The 16,204-nt window shown below is 65.3% G+C and carries 16 protein-coding genes; 8 read left to right on the forward strand and 8 right to left on the reverse strand.

The annotated features are described in order from the left end of the window. Positions 1–16: 16 nt before the first annotated feature. The 4 genes from HMPREF9710_RS06885 to HMPREF9710_RS06900 all read right to left on the reverse strand — a co-directional run bounded on the left by HMPREF9710_RS06885 (position 17) and on the right by HMPREF9710_RS06900 (position 3,011). Complete coding sequence (locus HMPREF9710_RS06885) at positions 17–511, reverse strand: GNAT family N-acetyltransferase (RefSeq protein ID WP_005665106.1); 495 nt, start codon at positions 509–511, stop codon at positions 17–19. Next, positions 508–1,446 carry a DMT family transporter gene (locus HMPREF9710_RS06890; protein WP_005665108.1) on the reverse strand — a complete coding sequence of 313 codons (939 nt, stop codon included), beginning with the start codon at positions 1,444–1,446 and terminating at the stop codon, positions 508–510. Before HMPREF9710_RS06890 ends, HMPREF9710_RS06885 begins: the two co-directional genes overlap by 4 nt. Positions 1,447–1,543: 97 nt before the next feature. Beyond that, positions 1,544–1,990 (reverse strand): Mpo1 family 2-hydroxy fatty acid dioxygenase, encoded by a 447-nt coding sequence (locus tag HMPREF9710_RS06895; RefSeq protein WP_005665110.1) that lies wholly within the window; start codon positions 1,988–1,990, stop codon positions 1,544–1,546. Positions 1,991–2,033: 43 nt separating this feature from the next. Next, positions 2,034–3,011, reverse strand: a complete 978-nt coding sequence (locus HMPREF9710_RS06900) for a LysR family transcriptional regulator (RefSeq protein WP_005665111.1) — start codon at positions 3,009–3,011, stop codon at positions 2,034–2,036. A gap of 141 nt (positions 3,012–3,152) precedes the next feature. Here HMPREF9710_RS06900 and HMPREF9710_RS06905 point away from each other — a divergent pair, with 141 nt between their 5' ends. The 6 genes from HMPREF9710_RS06905 to HMPREF9710_RS06930 all read left to right on the forward strand — a co-directional run bounded on the left by HMPREF9710_RS06905 (position 3,153) and on the right by HMPREF9710_RS06930 (position 12,073). After that, positions 3,153–3,380 (forward strand): hypothetical protein, encoded by a 228-nt coding sequence (locus HMPREF9710_RS06905; RefSeq protein ID WP_005665113.1) that lies wholly within the window; start codon positions 3,153–3,155, stop codon positions 3,378–3,380. Then, entirely contained in the window at positions 3,377–4,222 is an 846-nt protein-coding gene (locus tag HMPREF9710_RS06910; protein WP_005665114.1) for an alpha/beta hydrolase, read from the forward strand. Before HMPREF9710_RS06905 ends, HMPREF9710_RS06910 begins: the two co-directional genes overlap by 4 nt. 395 nt (positions 4,223–4,617) lie before the next feature. Beyond that, positions 4,618–5,832 (forward strand): efflux RND transporter periplasmic adaptor subunit, encoded by a 1,215-nt coding sequence (locus tag HMPREF9710_RS06915; RefSeq protein WP_005665116.1) that lies wholly within the window; start codon positions 4,618–4,620, stop codon positions 5,830–5,832. Between the two features lie 6 nt (positions 5,833–5,838). Next, positions 5,839–9,018, forward strand: coding sequence for an efflux RND transporter permease subunit (locus HMPREF9710_RS06920; RefSeq protein WP_005665117.1), 3,180 nt, complete (start codon positions 5,839–5,841; stop codon positions 9,016–9,018). 1 nt (position 9,019) lies between these two features. Then, positions 9,020–10,519 (forward strand): efflux transporter outer membrane subunit, encoded by a 1,500-nt coding sequence (locus HMPREF9710_RS06925; protein WP_005665119.1) that lies wholly within the window; start codon positions 9,020–9,022, stop codon positions 10,517–10,519. A gap of 282 nt (positions 10,520–10,801) precedes the next feature. Next, positions 10,802–12,073, forward strand: coding sequence for an alpha-amylase C-terminal beta-sheet domain-containing protein (locus HMPREF9710_RS06930; protein ID WP_005665120.1), 1,272 nt, complete (start codon positions 10,802–10,804; stop codon positions 12,071–12,073). Positions 12,074–12,139: 66 nt separating this feature from the next. Here the strand turns inward: HMPREF9710_RS06930 and HMPREF9710_RS06935 are convergent, their stop codons facing one another. After that, positions 12,140–12,433: a type II toxin-antitoxin system RelE/ParE family toxin gene (locus HMPREF9710_RS06935; protein WP_005665122.1), complete on the reverse strand. Its 294-nt coding sequence runs from the start codon at positions 12,431–12,433 to the stop codon at positions 12,140–12,142. Continuing rightward, complete coding sequence (locus HMPREF9710_RS06940; protein WP_040775165.1) at positions 12,421–12,705, reverse strand: YlcI/YnfO family protein; 285 nt, start codon at positions 12,703–12,705, stop codon at positions 12,421–12,423. Before HMPREF9710_RS06940 ends, HMPREF9710_RS06935 begins: the two co-directional genes overlap by 13 nt. Positions 12,706–12,795: 90 nt before the next feature. Here HMPREF9710_RS06940 and HMPREF9710_RS06945 point away from each other — a divergent pair, with 90 nt between their 5' ends. Further along, positions 12,796–13,332: a DNA-deoxyinosine glycosylase gene (locus HMPREF9710_RS06945; RefSeq protein ID WP_005665123.1), complete on the forward strand. Its 537-nt coding sequence runs from the start codon at positions 12,796–12,798 to the stop codon at positions 13,330–13,332. A 26-nt stretch (positions 13,333–13,358) separates the two neighbouring features. Here HMPREF9710_RS06945 and HMPREF9710_RS06950 read toward each other — a convergent pair whose 3' ends face one another. Together HMPREF9710_RS06950 and HMPREF9710_RS06955 are read right to left on the reverse strand one after the other, a co-directional pair. Continuing rightward, complete coding sequence (locus HMPREF9710_RS06950; protein ID WP_005665125.1) at positions 13,359–14,537, reverse strand: tetratricopeptide repeat protein; 1,179 nt, start codon at positions 14,535–14,537, stop codon at positions 13,359–13,361. A 69-nt stretch (positions 14,538–14,606) separates the two neighbouring features. Beyond that, positions 14,607–15,464: an HDOD domain-containing protein gene (locus HMPREF9710_RS06955; protein WP_005665126.1), complete on the reverse strand. Its 858-nt coding sequence runs from the start codon at positions 15,462–15,464 to the stop codon at positions 14,607–14,609. Between the two features lie 159 nt (positions 15,465–15,623). On the opposite strand from HMPREF9710_RS06955, the gene HMPREF9710_RS06960 reads away from it, so the two are divergent. Continuing rightward, positions 15,624–16,193, forward strand: a complete 570-nt coding sequence (locus tag HMPREF9710_RS06960) for a DNA-3-methyladenine glycosylase (RefSeq protein ID WP_005665128.1) — start codon at positions 15,624–15,626, stop codon at positions 16,191–16,193. Positions 16,194–16,204: the final 11 nt, after the last annotated feature.

Genomic DNA, 16,204 nt, shown 5'->3' on the forward strand with positions numbered 1-16,204 from the left:
GCTTTTATTGCGTGCTTCAGCTGCGCTGCGCGAGCGACAGCAGGCTGTCGCCGGTGACGCGGCAGATGCGCCAATCCGGCATGACGTCCGCGCCCATGGCTTGGTAAAACTGGATGGCCGGTTCGTTCCAGTCCAGCACCGACCATTCGAAACGTCCGCAGCCGCGTTCGACCGCCAGCTGCGCCAGGCGTTGCAGCATCTGCGTGCCATAGCCCTTGCCGCGGTGCGCCTGTTTTACATACAGGTCTTCCAGGTACAGGCCCTTCCTGGTGAGGAAGGTCGAGAAGTTATGGAAGAACAGGGCGAAGGTGACGACTTCACCGTTTTCTTCACCGACGATCGCTTCGCACGATGGGCGCGCGCCGAACAGGCCTTCGTGCAGCAGGGCTTCGGTGGCGACCACCATGTGTTCGAGTTTTTCGAACACCGCCAGCTCCACGATCATGGCGTGGATGTGGGCGACGTCTTGCGGCTGGGCGGGGCGGATGGAAAAGGCGGTGTTAACATTCATGGCGATTCAATGGCATTGTTCAGGTTAGCGGATTGCACGCTCCTGGCGGCAGGCGTGCGCACGGCCCAGGCGACGCTGGCCAGGCACAGCACCATGCCCAGGAATTCGAGCAGGCCGGGGCGGTAGTCTTCGAGCTGGACCGACAGCAGCACCGACAGCACGGGCGTGACGACGCCGATGTAGACGGCCTTGTTGGCGCCGATGCGGCCGATCAGCGTGAAATAGGCGAAGAAGGCGATGACCGAGCCGAAGATCGACAGGTACACCAGGCCCGCCCAGTAGGTGGGGCTCTCGGGTAGGGTAAAGGCATTGCCGTTGGCAAGCGACCATACCGCCACCATCGACGCGCCCCACAACATCGACCAGGCCATCGTCAGCGGCAGGTTGGACGATTGTTCCTTGACCTTGTTGACCACGATGCTGCCGGCCGAGCTGGCCAGGGTGGCGGCCAGCGCCAGCACCACGCCGGCCAGGAAATGGCCGTCGCCGCCCGTCTTCAATTCTTGCCAGGCGTCGCTGATCGAGTGCCAGAACAGCAGGGCCACGCCGACGGTGGCGATGCCGCCGCAGGCCCAGGTGCGTCCCTTGACCTCGGTGCCGAAGAATACGCGGCTCCAGATCGGCGTCCAGAACACCATCAGCGCGAACATCACCGCCACCAGGCCAGAGACGATGTGCTGCTCCGATTCGTAGGTGCAGATATACGAGATGCCGAAGGTCAGCCCGCCCTGCAGCGCCATCCAGCGATGGGTGCGCCAGGGCAGGCGCAGGCTGTCGCGGCGCACCAGGCAGATGGCGAACAGGGCGGCGGCAGCCAGGAAGAAACGGTAGGCCACCGACACGGCGGGAGCGGTGTGTCCCAGCTGTAAGGTGATGGCCCAGAAGGTCGAGCCCCAGATCAGTGAGGCGATGATGAAGAGGACGGGAGAAGACATTCGCGGGAGTATAGTCCTCCCGCTTTGTTCCTGCCGGCATCTTTTACGGCGGTGGGGCGCTCCGCTGTATCAAAAGCGCAACATCGCCGTCGGGTGATCAATAGGCCAGCCGCATTCGCCGATACAGAAAGCTCAGCACGAATAATGGCCCGATCAGCAGGAAGCGCAGGTCGTCGAAGAACGATGGTTTCTTGCCCTCGATATGGTGGCCGATGAATTGCCCGATCCAGGCCAGCACGAACACCCCGATCGAGGTCACCAGCACGGTGCCTTCCGGCAGCATGTTCAGCAGCCCCAGCATCACGGCGGCCATCGCCGCCATGCCGAGCGCGAACGGCCTGGACAGCCTGATGTAATAGACCAGCGCGGCGCCCACGACCGCCAGGGCCACGAGCGGGTGAATTGCCCACAGGATGCCCAGCAGGCTGAACACGATGGCGGGGATGCAGACGAAGTGGATCAGTTCGTTGACGGGATTGCGGTGGCTCTCGGCATAGCGGGCCAGCAACACGTCGATATCGCGCGGCGTAGAGGAAAATTCCATGACGGCGGCCTCCAGTTGTTGTAACGACGATTCTACGCCCGCATCAGTCTCCTTGTCCGGCCTGCCGCGCACTCGACGGCAGCGCCGGCACGGGCGCCGCGGTGTCGGCCGGCTGCAGGCGCAGGTTCGGATGGTTTGCGAACAGTTCCGAGATCCATTCGACGAATACCCGCACCTTGGCCGACAGGTGGCGGTTGTGCGGATAGACGACGTGCACCGGCAGCGGGTCGCAGCGCCATTCGGGCAGCAGGCGCACCATCTTGCCGGTGGCCAAGTGCTCGTTGAGCAGGTAATCCGTCATATTGATCACGCCCAGCCCCGACAGGCCGGCCTGGATATAAGCGCTCGAATCGTTCAGGGCGATCACGCCGGGCAAGGTCATGTCGATGCGCTCGCCGTCGCGGGTGTAGTCCCAGCTGGAGATCTTGCCATTCCTCGCCGAGAAATAATTCACGCAGCGGTGCCGCTCCAGGTCGCGCGGGTGCATCGGCATGCCGTAGCGTTCCACATAGGCGGGGGAGGCGCAGGTGACGAAGTTGATCACCCCGACCCGACGTGCAATGAGATTGGTATCGAGCAATTCCCCGCCGCGCACGGCGCAATCGACGCCTTCCTCGACCAGGTCGACCGGGCGGTCGGTGGTGCCGAGTTCGAGCGTGATGTCCGGATAGCGCTCGAAGAAGTCGGGCAGGGCGGGAATCAGGATCTCGGCCGACAGGCCGGTCGGCGCATCCACCCGCAGCCGTCCGCTGGGGCTGAAGCGGTGGCGCGACAGCGATTCCTCGGCGTCGCGCACGTCGGACAGGATGCGCACGCAGCGCTCGTAATAGGCGGCGCCGTCCGAGGTCACCGACACATGGCGCGTGGTGCGGTGCAAGAGCTTGGAGGCGAGCGAGGTTTCCAGCGCCTGTACCAGGGTCGACACCGTTGCCTTGGGCAATTGCAGGGTCTCGGCGGCACGCGTGAAGCTGCCGGCGTCGACCACTTGCACGAATACTTCCATGGCCTGGAGTTTGTTCATATCGTCTTCTTCGGATTAAAACAGTGCGATTGTTCAGCAATCCGAACAATCAATTCGGTATTGCCATCTTTATCTGATTGTAGATGAAGACTATTATGTGTGCATCGCAACAATGTATTGACCAGGAAGACGGAGCCGGCCATGAGCCATCGGAACATTCAGAACGGAATCTTTACCACGGTAGCAGTCGCCCTGAGCGGCGTCGCACTGGCGGCACTGCTCTGCACCGATGCCTACTCGCGCGCCGCCGGCGCCGAGGCGCGTGGTTTCCATGCGCTGTCCCTGGAAATGCAGATGAGCTGCGCCGGCGATTGCGCCGACGTCGACGAGCGCATCGTCCAGCTCCAGAAACAGGGAGCCGCCCGATGAGCGCCGTGCTGGACGCCGTCGACCGCAGCCTCAAGGTACGCGACCTCGAGGTAGGCGGCGCCACCGGTCCCCTGGCCGCGCGGCTGTATGCCGCGGGCCCGGTCGCCAAGCGCGACCTGCTGGTGGTGTACTTCCACGGCGGCGGCTTCGACAGCGGCGACCTGGACGAGTGCGACGACTTCCTGCGCAGCCTCGCCGAATGCGACCACCTGCCGCTGGTGCTGGCTTCGACCTATACGCTGGCGACCGTGAGTCCGTTCCCGGCCGCGGTCGAGGACGCCCATGCGGTGCTGCAGTGGGCCAAGAAGAACAAGACCAAGCTGGGCTGGAGCGGCAAGCTCCTGGTGACGGCCGGCATCGAAGCCGGCGCCAACCTGGCGGCGGTATGCGCGCTGATGTCGCGCGACCGCGGCGGCCCGGCCCTGGCCGGCCAGATCCTGGTCATGCCGATGCTCGACCCGGCGCTCTCCACCGGTTCGATGCGCCAGATGACCTATTGCGCCGATCGCGAGAAGGCGGCCACCGTATGCGCGGCCGCCTACCGCGGCTACCTGCCGCATGCGGCCGACCGCTCGCATCCGTATGCGGCGCCGCTGCACTCGAGCCGTCTCAAGAACCTCGCGCCGGCGCTGATCCTGTCGGCCGAAGACGATCCATTACGCGACGAGGCTGAACAATACGGCGCCAAACTGATCAACGCCGGCATTTGCACCACCGTGCGCCGCATGGCCGCACCCGACCTGCAGGATCCGAACGGGCGCAACGAATGCGCCTGCAAGGTGCAGGCGATGCTCGAGATTTCCAGCTTCCTCGCGCGGCTGGAAGGGCGTGGAGGCGCCTGACACCTCAGCATCAACCACCTGATCCCGGCCACGCCGGATACAGCAAGCGTATCGCAAGACACCGTGCCTGGCGCACCGGTGGGGGACCCATTGTAACTGCGTCTTATGCAGTCTTGATGGGTAAGTAAGAGTCAATCGAAAATGGAGGGTCGCCATGAATCACAACGAGCAGGCACAGGGCCGGCAGTTGCACGCAGCGCGCGACTGTCCCCGGGGCTAGGCCCGGCGCCGCCGGCATGAACTGACCGGCCGCGTTTCACTTATTTCCTGATTTTTTCCGCGCCACGGCGCGGAAGGGGATGTTTTTCGCCAGCGTTTCGCTCGACTCGACAGGTCGACGACGCCGGACGGGGTTTTATTGTCTTTTCAATCGTCGTTAATAAGAAAGGTTAATCATGAATAACCAGCCAAAACAGGGCAAACTACCGGGCAACCTGCGCGTGATCGTGGCCGCACTGGCGCTCAGTGGACTCGTCGGCGCCGGCCTGACCGGCTGCGCCGACGCCAACAGCAACGATGCACCGGCAGCGCCGCCCGCGCCGCCGGTGTCCGCCGCCGTGGTCGTGCAAAAGCCCGTCCTCGAGACCCAGGAATTCTCGGGCCGCCTGGAAGCGATCGACGTGGTCGAGATCCGTTCGCGCGTCTCGGGCTACATCACCGCCGTCAACTTCAAGCCCGGCGCCGAAGTCAAGAAAGGCGACGTCCTCTTCGTGATCGACCCGCGTCCTTACCAGGCCGAGGCCGACCGCACCCAGGCCGCCGCGGCCGCCGCCCGCGCCAGGGCCGACCTGGCGCGCCTGGAACTGCAGCGCGCCGAGCGCCTGCTGCTTGACAAAGCCATCGCCCAGCGCGAATTCGACGAACGCGACGCCGGCCAGAAGGAGCTCGACGCCAGCGCCCGCGCCGCCGCCGCCGAGTACGAAGCCGCGCGCCTGAACCTGGCCTATACCCGCGTCACCGCGCCGATCGACGGCCGCGTCTCGAAAGCCGAAATCACCCTCGGCAACCTGGTCGATGCCAGCGCCGTGCTGACCTCGGTGGTGTCGCTGGACCGCATCTATGCCAGCTTCGACGGCGACGAAAGCACTTATCTGCGCGTGAGCCGCCGCACCCATGCCGGCCAGCCGGTCGACGTGAAGGTAGGCCTGGCCGGCGAAGCAGGCTTCCCGCACAGCGGCAAGCTGGAATTCGTCGACAACCAGCTCGACAGCCGCAGCGGCAGCGTGCGCATGCGCGCCACCCTGGCCAATGCCGACCGCCAGCTGGCGCCCGGCCTGTTCGCCCGCGTGCAGATCGCCGGCGGCGCGCCGAGCCAGCAGATCCTGATCCAGGACCGCGCCATCAACACCGACCAGGACCGCAAGTTCGTGTACGTGGTCGACAAGGACGGCAAGGCCGAGTACCGCGCCGTCAAGCTCGGACCGCTCGACGATGGCCTGCGCGTGGTGCGCGACGGCTTGAAGCCGGGCGAAAAGATCGTCGTCAACGGCCTGCAGCGCGTGCGTCCCGGCGCGCCGATCGCCGCGCAAACCGTGCCGATGGTGGCCCCTGCGGCCGCAGCCCCGGCAGCCAAGGACGCCAAAGTGGCGCTGGCCGACGTCAAGGAGTAATCGAACATGAACTTTTCCAGATTCTTTGTCGACAAGCCGATCTTCGCGGCGGTGCTGTCGGTGATCATCTTCGTCGGCGGCCTGATTTCGATCTTCCAGCTGCCGATCTCGGAATACCCGGAAGTGGTGCCGCCGTCGGTGGTGGTGCGCGCCCAGTATCCGGGCGCGAACCCGAAGGTGATCGCCGAAACCGTGGCCACGCCACTGGAAGAACAGATCAACGGCGTCGAGGACATGCTGTACATGTCCTCGCAAAACACATCGGACGGCGCGCTGATGCTGACCGTCACCTTCAAGATCGGCACCAACGTCGAGCAGGCCGAGACCGCGGTGCAGAACCGGGTCCAGCGCGCCTTGCCGCGCCTGCCGGAAGAGGTGCGCCAGATCGGCGTGACCACGGTGAAGTCGTCGCCCAACATCACCATGGTGGTGCACCTGAATTCGCCCAACGGTCAATATGATGACCTGTACCTGCGCAACTACGCGGTGCTGAACGTCAAGGACCAGCTGGCCCGCATCGAGGGCATGGGCGAGGTGCAGCTGTTCGGTTCCGGCGAATACGCGATGCGGGTCTGGCTCGATCCGCAGAAGGTGGCCGAGCGTAACCTGACCGCGGGCGACGTGGTCGCGGCGATCCGCGAGCAGAATGTGCAGGTCGCGGCCGGCGTGATCGGCCAGGGGCCGGCCAAGGACGCCGACTTCCAGCTGACCGTCAACACGGTGGGCCGCCTGCAGTCCGTCGAGGAATTCGGCGACATCGTCCTCAAGACCAATGCCGACGGCGGCACGACCCTGCTCAAGGACGTGGCGCGCCTGGAACTCGGTTCCAGCTCGTATGCGCTGCGCTCGCTGCTGAACAACAAGTCGGCGGTGGCGATTCCGATCTTCGCCGCCCCGGGCGCCAACGACCTGCAATTATCAAGCAACGTGCGCGCCACGATGGACGAGCTGGCGAAGGACTTCCCGCAGGGCGTCGAGTATTCGATCGTGTATGACCCGACCCAGTTCGTGCGCGAGTCGATCGATTCGGTGATCAAGACCCTGCTCGAAGCCGTGGTGCTGGTGGCGCTGGTCGTCATCATCTTCCTGCAAACCTGGCGCGCTTCGATCATCCCGCTGCTGGCGGTGCCGGTCTCGGTGGTCGGCACCTTCGCCGTGATGCTGGCCTTCGGTTTCTCGATCAACACCTTGTCGCTGTTCGGCCTGGTGCTGGCGATCGGCATCGTGGTCGACGACGCGATCGTGGTGGTGGAAAACGTCGAGCGCAATATCGCCAACGGCTTGACGCCGCATGACGCGACCATCCAGGCGATGAAGGAAGTGAGCGGCCCGATCATCGCGATCGCGCTGGTGCTGTGCGCCGTGTTCGTGCCGATCGCCTTCGTCGCGGGCCTGACCGGCCAGTTCTACCGCCAGTTCGCCCTGACCATCGCGATTTCGACCGTGATTTCGGCCTTCGTGTCGCTGACCCTGGCGCCGGCGCTGTCGGCCTCGATCCTGCAGCCGCATCACGCGCCGAAGGACCGCCTGACGCGCATGATCGACGCAGTCCTGGGGCGTTTCTTTGCGGTGTTCAACCGCTTCTTCGCCCGTTCGTCCGAGAAGTACGAAGGCGGCGTGAAGGGCGTCCTGCGCCGCAAGACCGCCGCCATCGGCGTCTACCTGGCGCTGGCCGTGGCCGCAGTGTTCATGTTCAAGGCAGTGCCGCCGGGCTTCGTTCCGCAGCAGGATAAAGCCTACCTGATCGGCTTCGCCCAGTTGCCGGACGCCGCGTCGCTCGACCGCACCGAAGCCGTGATCCGCCAGATGTCGGCGATCGCCAAGGAGATCCCGGGCGTGGAATCGTCGATCGCCTTCCCGGGCCTGTCGATCAACGGCTTTACCAATGCGCCGAACGCCGGCATCGTGTTCACCAGCCTGAAGCCGTTCAAGGATCGCAAGGGCAAGGACATGAGCGCGGACGCCATCGCGGCCGAGATCAACAAGCGCATGGGCGCCGTCGAAGACGCCTTCGTGCTGGTGCTGTCGCCACCGCCGGTGAACGGCCTGGGCACCACCGGCGGCTTCAAGATGATGATCGAAGACCGCGGCAACGTCGGCTATGACGAGTTGAACAACGCGGTGCAGGCGCTGCAGGCACGCGCCTGGCAGACCCCGGAGCTGGCCGGCGTGTTCTCGGGCTTCCAGATCAACGTGCCGCAGCTGTTCGCCGACATCGACCGCGTGAAAGCCAAGCAGCTGGGCGTGCCGCTGTCCGAGATCAACCAGACCTTGCAGGTCAACCTGGGTTCGGTGTACGTCAACGACTTCAACCAGTTCGGCCGTACCTACCAGGTGCGCGTGCAGGCCGACGCCGAGTTCCGTTCGCACCGCGAGCAGATCGAGCAGCTGAAGGTGCGCAGCAACAGCAGCGAGATGATTCCGCTGTCGTCGGTGATGCGCGTGAAGGACACCTATGGTCCGGACCGCGTGACGCGTTACAACGGCTACGTGTCGGCCGAGATGAATGGCGGCGCGGCGCCCGGCGTGTCGTCGGGCCAGGCGCAAGCCATCATGGAACAGATCGCGAAAGAGACGCTGCCGAAGGGCGTGTCGTACGAATGGACCGAGCTGACCTACCAGGACATCCTGTCGGGTAACACCATGATCTATGTGTTCCCGCTGTGCGTGCTGCTGGTGTTTCTGGTGCTGGCCGCCCAGTACGAAAGCTGGACCCTGCCGCTGTCGGTGATCCTGATCGTGCCGATGTCCATCCTGTGCGCGCTGGCCGGCGTGAAGCTGTCGGGTGGCGACAACAATGTCTTCACCCAGATCGCCCTGTTCGTGCTGGTGGGGCTGGCCTCGAAGAACGCGATCCTGATCGTGGAATTCGCGCGCGAACTCGAAGACCACGGCCGCAGCGTGATCGACGCCGCCCTGGAGGCAAGCCGCCTGCGTCTGCGTCCGATCCTGATGACGTCGATCGCCTTCATCGCCGGCGTGGTGCCGCTGGTGTTCTCGAGCGGCGCCGGCGCCGAGATGCGCCACGCGATCGGCATCGCCGTGTTCTGGGGCATGCTGGGCGTGACCTTCTTCGGCCTGTTCCTGACGCCGCTGTTCTACGTGCTGCTGCGCATGCTGGCCAAGCGCTTTGAAAAACCTGCGAAGGCGCCCGCCGTGGCGCACAACGCGGAAGGAGTACATTGAGATGAATAATCCATTCATTCGACGCGGCGTAGCCCCGTTGCTGGCAGCCTTGTTGCTGACCGCCTGCGCCACGCCCGATTTCGTGCAGCCGCAAGTGGCGACCCCGGCCGCCTTCCGCGAATCGCAGGCCCCCAAGGCGGCCGACGTGGAAGTGGCGGGCATCGACGGCGCGCGCTGGAAGCCGGCGCAGCCGGCCGAAGCCCAGTCGCGTGGCCAGTGGTGGCTGGCCTTCAACGACCCGGCGCTCACCGCGCTGATCGAGGAAGCCGCCGCCAACAACGCCAACCTGTCGGTCGCGGCCAGCCGCGTCAAGCAGGCGCGGGCCATCGCCGGCATCGCCGAAGCCGACCGCATTCCGCAAGTGGGCATCGGCATCGGCGCCCAGCGCGCGCGCCTGTCGCCGCTGGAGTCGGGCCAGGTGCAGGGCAGCGATACCGAGGCCCACACCAGCTACACGGCGCGCCTGTCGGCCAGCTACGAGGTCGACCTGTTCGGCCGCGTGGCGGCCAGCGTGTCGGCGGCGCGCGGCGACGCGGCAACCTCCGAGGCGAACTTCCGCTCGGTGCTGCTGGCGCTGCAGGCCGACGTGGCCCAGACCTATTTCAGGCTGCGCGCGCTGGACGCCGAACTCGTGACGGTGGACCAGACCGTGCGCCTGCGCGAAGAGAGCGTGAAGGTGACCCAGCGCCGCTTCGACCTGGGCGACATCGGCGAATTCGACCTGTCGCGCGCCCGCACCGAGCTGGCCACGGCGCGCGCCGAGGCGATCGGCGTGCAGCGCCAGCGCGCCACCACCGAGCACGCGCTTGCCGTCTTGCTGGGCAAACCGGCGGCCGACTACGTGGCCGGCCCGAGCCCGCTGCTCGATGCGAGCCTGATGCCGGCGATTCCTGCCGGCCTGCCGTCGTCGCTGCTGGAGCGCCGGCCCGACATCGTCGCCGCCCAGCGCGCGATGGAAGCGGCCAACGCCCGCATCGGCGTGGCGCGCGGCGCCATGTTCCCGGCGCTGACCATCAGCGCCGACGGCGGCGGCGTGGGCAGCGTGTTCTCCGAGGTCTTCAAATGGAGCAGCCGTTCATGGGTGGTCGGCGCGCTGGCCTCCATGCCGCTGATCGACGGTGGCCGCAACCGCAACAACGTGGTGCGCAGCGAAGCCGCGCTCGAGGAATCGGTCGGCGCCTACCGCCAGAGCGTGCTGGTGGCGTTCGCCGAAGTCGAGGACAGCCTGGCCGGCCTGCGCATCCTGGCCGGCCAGTCGGCCCAGATCGACGCCGCCGTGGTCTCGGCGCGCCGTTCGGCCGACCTGGCGCAGAAGCTGTATGACGCGGGCCGGTCGAGCTACCTGGAACTGCTCGACGCGCAGCGCAACCTGGCGGCAGTGGAACGCAGCGCGGTGCAGCTACGCGGTGACCGTGCGCTGGCCACCGTGGCGCTGATCCGGTCGCTGGGCGGCGGCTGGGATGCGCCGCAGGCGGAAAGCACGACGCTGGCCCAGCGTTGATCTGATTCCTTACCTCCTGGCAGATTGTTTGCCCTTTGCGGCGGTGCGTGCGAGCGTACCGCCGCTTTTTTTGCTTGGTGTAGCAAAACTACACATTTCACCCGGATTCAATTGACACATTGAGGAGGCGGGACGAGACTTTCCCTGCCGAGTTCGCCAACTGCGTAGATGATTTCAAGAAATAAGTAATTAACCTACTCAGTATGTCTTGCAGAAGCGCGTCGGCGCCAAGCGATGTTGAAGAAATCCATTCGAACCGCACAAAACAAAAGGAGACAAAGCATGAAGAAGAGCATCACCGCCATGCTCGCGGCAGGCGTCATGGGCATGTGCGCCGGCGCCGGCGCCGCGACCCCGCCGGCCCAGTCCGGCAACAGTCAGGCCGTCCTGCTGCAGGGCTTTCACTGGCACTCCGCCAATTACAGCAGCCCCAACTGGTATAACACGCTGCACGCCAACGTGGCCGACCTGAAAACGATGGGGTTCTCCCACGTCTGGTTCCCACCGCCTTCCGACTCGGCGGCGGCCGAGGGTTACCTGCCGCGCCAGCTCAATGTGCTCAGTTCGCGCTACGGCAGCTCGGCCGAGCTGACCAATGTGGTGCGGGCCTTCACCAATAATGGCATCAAGGCGGTGGCCGACATCGTGGTCAACCACCGCGTGGGCAGCACCGGGTGGTCGGATCTCACCAACCCGAACTGGACCACGCACGCCATCGTCAATAACGATGAGTGCAATTGCGGGCTTGGTAACCCGGACACCGGCGACGGCTTCAGTGCCGCCCGCGACATCGACCATCGCAACGTGGGCGAAGTCCAGAACGGCATCATCGGCTGGCTCAACCACACTCTCAAGCCGGTCGGCTTCAGCGGCATTCGCTTCGATTACGTGAAGGGCTTCAGCCCGAGCTATGCCGGGCAGTATGCGAACGCCTTCGGCGCCGAGTTCTGCGTGGGCGAGTTGTGGACCGACCTGAACCTGAACAATATCGATGCCCACCGCCAGCAGATCATGAACTGGATCGACGGCACCGGGAGTAGCTGCGGCGCCTTCGATTTCACCACCAAGGGCTTGCTCAACGATGCGCTGGCCAACGGCAATTACTGGCGCCTGCGCGATGCGTCCGGCAAGCCGCAGGGCGCGCTGGGCTGGTGGCCGGCGATGGCGGTGACCTTCGTCGACAACCACGACACCGGTCCGTCCGAAAGCTGCGGCAACGGCCAGAATCACTGGTCGGTGCCGTGCGGCTCGGTGATGGAAGGGTATGCCTATGTGCTGAGCCATCCGGGCATCCCGACCGTGTACTACCCGCACATCTATAACTGGAACCTCAAGACGCCGATTGCGGCGCTGATGGCGGCACGCCGTACGGCAGGCGTGCATTCGACGTCGCCGGTGGCGATCCAGCAGGCGACCCAGGGGCTGTATGCGGCGATCATCAGCGGCAATACGCGCCAGCTGGCGATGAAGATCGGGCCGAACAGCTGGAGTCCGGCGGGCAGTGGGTGGACGTTGCAGACGTCGGGGAATAATTACGCGGTGTGGATCAAGTAAAACCGCTTGTTGTAGCCGGCTGCCATCCACGGCAGCCGGATTTAGCGCGGTGGATGCGATCGAGCGCTAGCCGTAGAAGCCAACTTCTCTCTGGTGTCGGATGGCGAGAATCAGGATGGCATCCTGTTCCGCTTCATAGCTGTAGAGGGCGATGTATCCGGTCTTCGCCTGCGAGATGATGAGTTCACGTAAATCATGCTCTGCCAGACGACCGATGAGTGGGTGCCGGACGAGCACCGCCACCGCTTCGTCAATCAAATCGAGTGCTTCAAGCTGCGCACCCGCGCCTTCCGGCGCGAGAAAGTCGCTGATACGTTCAAGATCGGCCAGCGCACGACGGGAATAGCTTATTCTCGCCATGGTTTTTTGGGCGGCCTGTCAACCTGGCCGTCTTCGAGCCGCCGGCGCAGATACGCCCGAACGTCCTCGGCCGCATGCCCATCTCCTTGTGCCAGCATTTCCGTCCTTGCTTCACGCGCCTGCGTAACGAAGGCCGCACGTTGCTCGACAGCGTGGGCGGCCTGGCGGATCGCGTCCACCATGAATGCGTGGGGACTGATGCCTAGTTCCTGCGCAGCGTTGACTGCGCGTTGCTTGAGCTCATCGGGAAGCTTGAGTGATGTTGTCGACATGGTATGCGTCATCCTGGGCGGTGCTACTAAGGTAGCACCTTCGCTACAGAGTTTCAAGGCGTTATTCGGGCCGGCCGCTACAATGCATCCATGCAGAATGCAACTGTTCCCACTCTCATCGGTCTGGCGCCGGTTCTCGACGCGAACGTACGCATTCTCGTCCTGGGCAGCTTTCCCGGCGCCGCCTCGCTGGCTGCGGGCCAGTACTACGCCCATCCGCGCAACCAGTTCTGGCGCCTGATCTCCAGCGTCGTGGGCGAGGACCTGGCGGCCCTGCCTTACGCCGAGCGCCTGCCGCGCCTGCTGGCGCATGGCGTCGGGCTGTGGGACGTGCTGGGCGAATGCGAGCGGGTCGGCAGCCTGGATTCGGCGATCCGCAAACCCGCCGCCAATGACTTCGACCGACTGCGGGAACTGTGTCCGCGGCTTGTCACGGTCGGTTTCAACGGCCAGGCCTCGGGCAAGTTCGCGCCGCAATTCGCAGCGGCTGGCTATCGCACCGTCGTGTTGCCATCGAGTTCGCCGGCGCATATGGCGATGTCGTTCGAGCAGAAGCTGGATGTCTGGTCGCGACTACGGGGCGACGAGCAGCGCGGCCCGACGGTATCGCAGTCGCCGCTGTTCTGATGACGCCGGCATGGCGGGCGGCGCGGTCAGCGCAGCCGCGTCCCCGTCGTCGCCACCCTTCTTAAATGCGCCAGCTTGGCCGAATACACCTCGCGCATATCCCCCCGCGTGCTGTGATCGACCGCCAGCGCGATATGCTCGCGCGCGTCGCCCAGATGCCCGAGCTTGAGGTGCGCGATTCCCAGCCAGAACCTGAACTCGTCGTTGTAGGGCGAGCGTTTCACCTCGCGCGCGAAGAGCGCCACGGCCGCGTCGAAGTCGCCCGCCTTGAGCGCCGCCATGCCCTTGTCGAAATAGTGGTACGGCGGCGTCGGCTCGATCGCGGCGATGCGTTTGGCCAGCGCCTGCGCTTCCAGCGGCCGGCCCAGCGTCACCAGCAGCGGCTCCAGGTTGCGCAGCACCGCCAGGTTCTCGGGCTCGCGCGCCAGCGCGGCCTGATAGGCGCGCTCGGCCAGCGCCAGCTCGCCGTGGCGGTGGTAGATCACGGCCAGCGTATTGAGCGTGGTCGCCGTGCCGGGACGCGCCGCCACCGCCGCGCGCGCCCACCAGTAGGCGTCAATGATACGGTCCTGTATCAGCGCCTCGGCGGCGCGGTTGTTCAGGTAGAGGGCGACGACGTCTTCTTCTTCCAGCTCGCGGGTGCGCAGGCTCGCCGCTTCCTCGCGCGGGATGAAGTCGACCACCAGCACCCGCTCGGGATCGTAACCGCGCAGGACCTCGGACGCATGCTGCCCCAGGCCGATGTTGATGTGGGCGCTCGACAGGTAGATGCCGGCGGTGCGGCTCCAGCTGTCCGCGACCTCCACGCTCTGGAAGCGCACCGGCATGCCGAGTTCCTTCGCGAAGGCGGCCGTCATGATGACCAGCGACAGGCAGTTGCCCATGCGCGCCTCATAGGTTTCGCTGGCGGTGCGCGTGATGCGCGATTCGTATTCGAGTTTCAGGTCGGTCTTGCTGTACAGCGCGTCCAGCAGGCCATGGCGCATGCCCTTGCTGCGCAGGCGCTGGGTGAAGGCGGCGCTGTGCAGGTAATCGCGCATCGCGGGGCTGAGCGTGAACAGGCCCTGCGCGCCGACCGGTTCGGACGGCGGCGCGAAACGCTCGTCGGCGAACAGCGCGGATGATGGCGGGGAGGTGGGAGCGGTGCTGGCGCAGCCGCCCAGCAGCAGGGACAGCGACAGCAGTCCGGTCACGAGGCGCTTCATGTCTCCTCCCTGTACGCGCGGGTATTTACATCCCAGTATCCGCTCGCGTCAGGCAGAAGTCAAAAGCCTTCAATCCTCGTGGAAGGCTTCCAGCAATTCGTCCAGGATCTCGGCGGTTTCTTCGCTCGACAATCCCAGATAGGCGCAGGCCGCGGCGCCGCCCTTGTTCCACTCGGTCGATTCGGCGTGGCCCTGGTAGCGGCAGATCGCGTTCTCGGCCAGCAGCGACAGCGCGACCAGCGAGCGCACCGGCGATGCCGTCGACGCGTCTTCGATCACGGCGTAGTCATGGTGGTGCAGGATGGCCCACGACACGTGGTCCGACAGCCCCCAGTTACGCGCCAGCAGGCAGCCGACGGCGGCGTGGCTGGTGTCGTGGCGCTCGACTTCGAGCGCGGTGAACGGACGGACCGCTTCGAGCGAGGCCGCGCCATAGGTGACGTTGTAATCCTTGAAACGCTCCATCAGCAGCGGCACGCCGGTGTCGCAGAACAGGCCGAAGGTGTGGGCCACGTCCGCTTCGCCCATGCGCAGGCGGCGCGACAGGAACACCATCGCCTGCGCGCGGCGGGTGGAGATGTCCCAGAAGCTGGCCAGGGCCGCGCTGTTGGCGGGAATCGCCTGGCGCGCCAGCAGGCCGGTCATCATGGCCGCGACCTGGTTAATGCCGAGGAACAGGATGGCCTGTTCGATCGACTTGGCCTTGCGCCGGCCGCCATAGATGGCCGAATTGGCAAGTTTCAGGAGGGCGCCGGACATGCCGACGTCGCTCGCCACGATCTTGCCGATGGCGTCCAGCGACGGATCTTCCGCCGCCAGTTCGCGTTGCAGGTCGGCGAGCAGGCTGGGCCGAGGCGGGATGCGGATCGATTTGATCAGGGCATCGACCTGGTCGATCTGCGGAATGGGCTCGACGACGGTGTTCATGGAGATGGAGGCGCGAATAGGCTTCGCGGAAATGCGGAGGACGCTGCCACTATACCCGAGTCATTTCGTTATTGCAGCAAGGCAATGCCATTATCACTCTATTCTTGTGTCAATTTCACCAAAACGGCGGGTCATGCTGTCCCGCGCTAGAATCGGCGCATGGCTATTTCTACAATTGCAGGGATCGATTTCTCGAAGCCGGCGGACGTCGTCGCGCAGCAGCTGATCGGCGTCACGGTGCTGGTCGACGGCGTCGGCGGCCGGATTGTCGAGACCGAAGCCTATGACCATGAAGACCCGGCCTCGCACGCGTATTCCGGGCCGACCGAGCGTAATGCGTCGATGTTCGGGCCGCCCGCGCATGCCTATGTCTACCGGTCGTACGGCATCCACTGGTGCCTGAATTTCGTGTGCCAGGAGGCCGGGCACGGCGCCGGGGTCCTGATCCGGGCGCTGGAGCCGGTGGCGGGCCTGGACCTCATGCGCGCGCGGCGCGACGCGCTGGACGAGCGCCTGCTGTGTTCCGGGCCGGGCAAGCTGTGCCAGGCGCTGGGCGTGACCCGTGCGCACAACGGCATGGCGTTGTCGGAACGACCATTCGAACTGCTGCCGGCCGAGCCCGGTCTGTCGCTGGTGGCAGGACCGCGCATCGGCATCTCGAAGGCGGTCGACGTGCCGTGGCGGTTCGGGCTGGCCGGCTCGCGTTTCGTCAGCCGGCCGTTCCGCTAGCCGAACCACGC

It is taken from the genome of Massilia timonae CCUG 45783 (assembly GCF_000315425.1).
In the GTDB taxonomy this organism is placed as follows: domain Bacteria; phylum Pseudomonadota; class Gammaproteobacteria; order Burkholderiales; family Burkholderiaceae_D; genus Telluria; species Telluria timonae.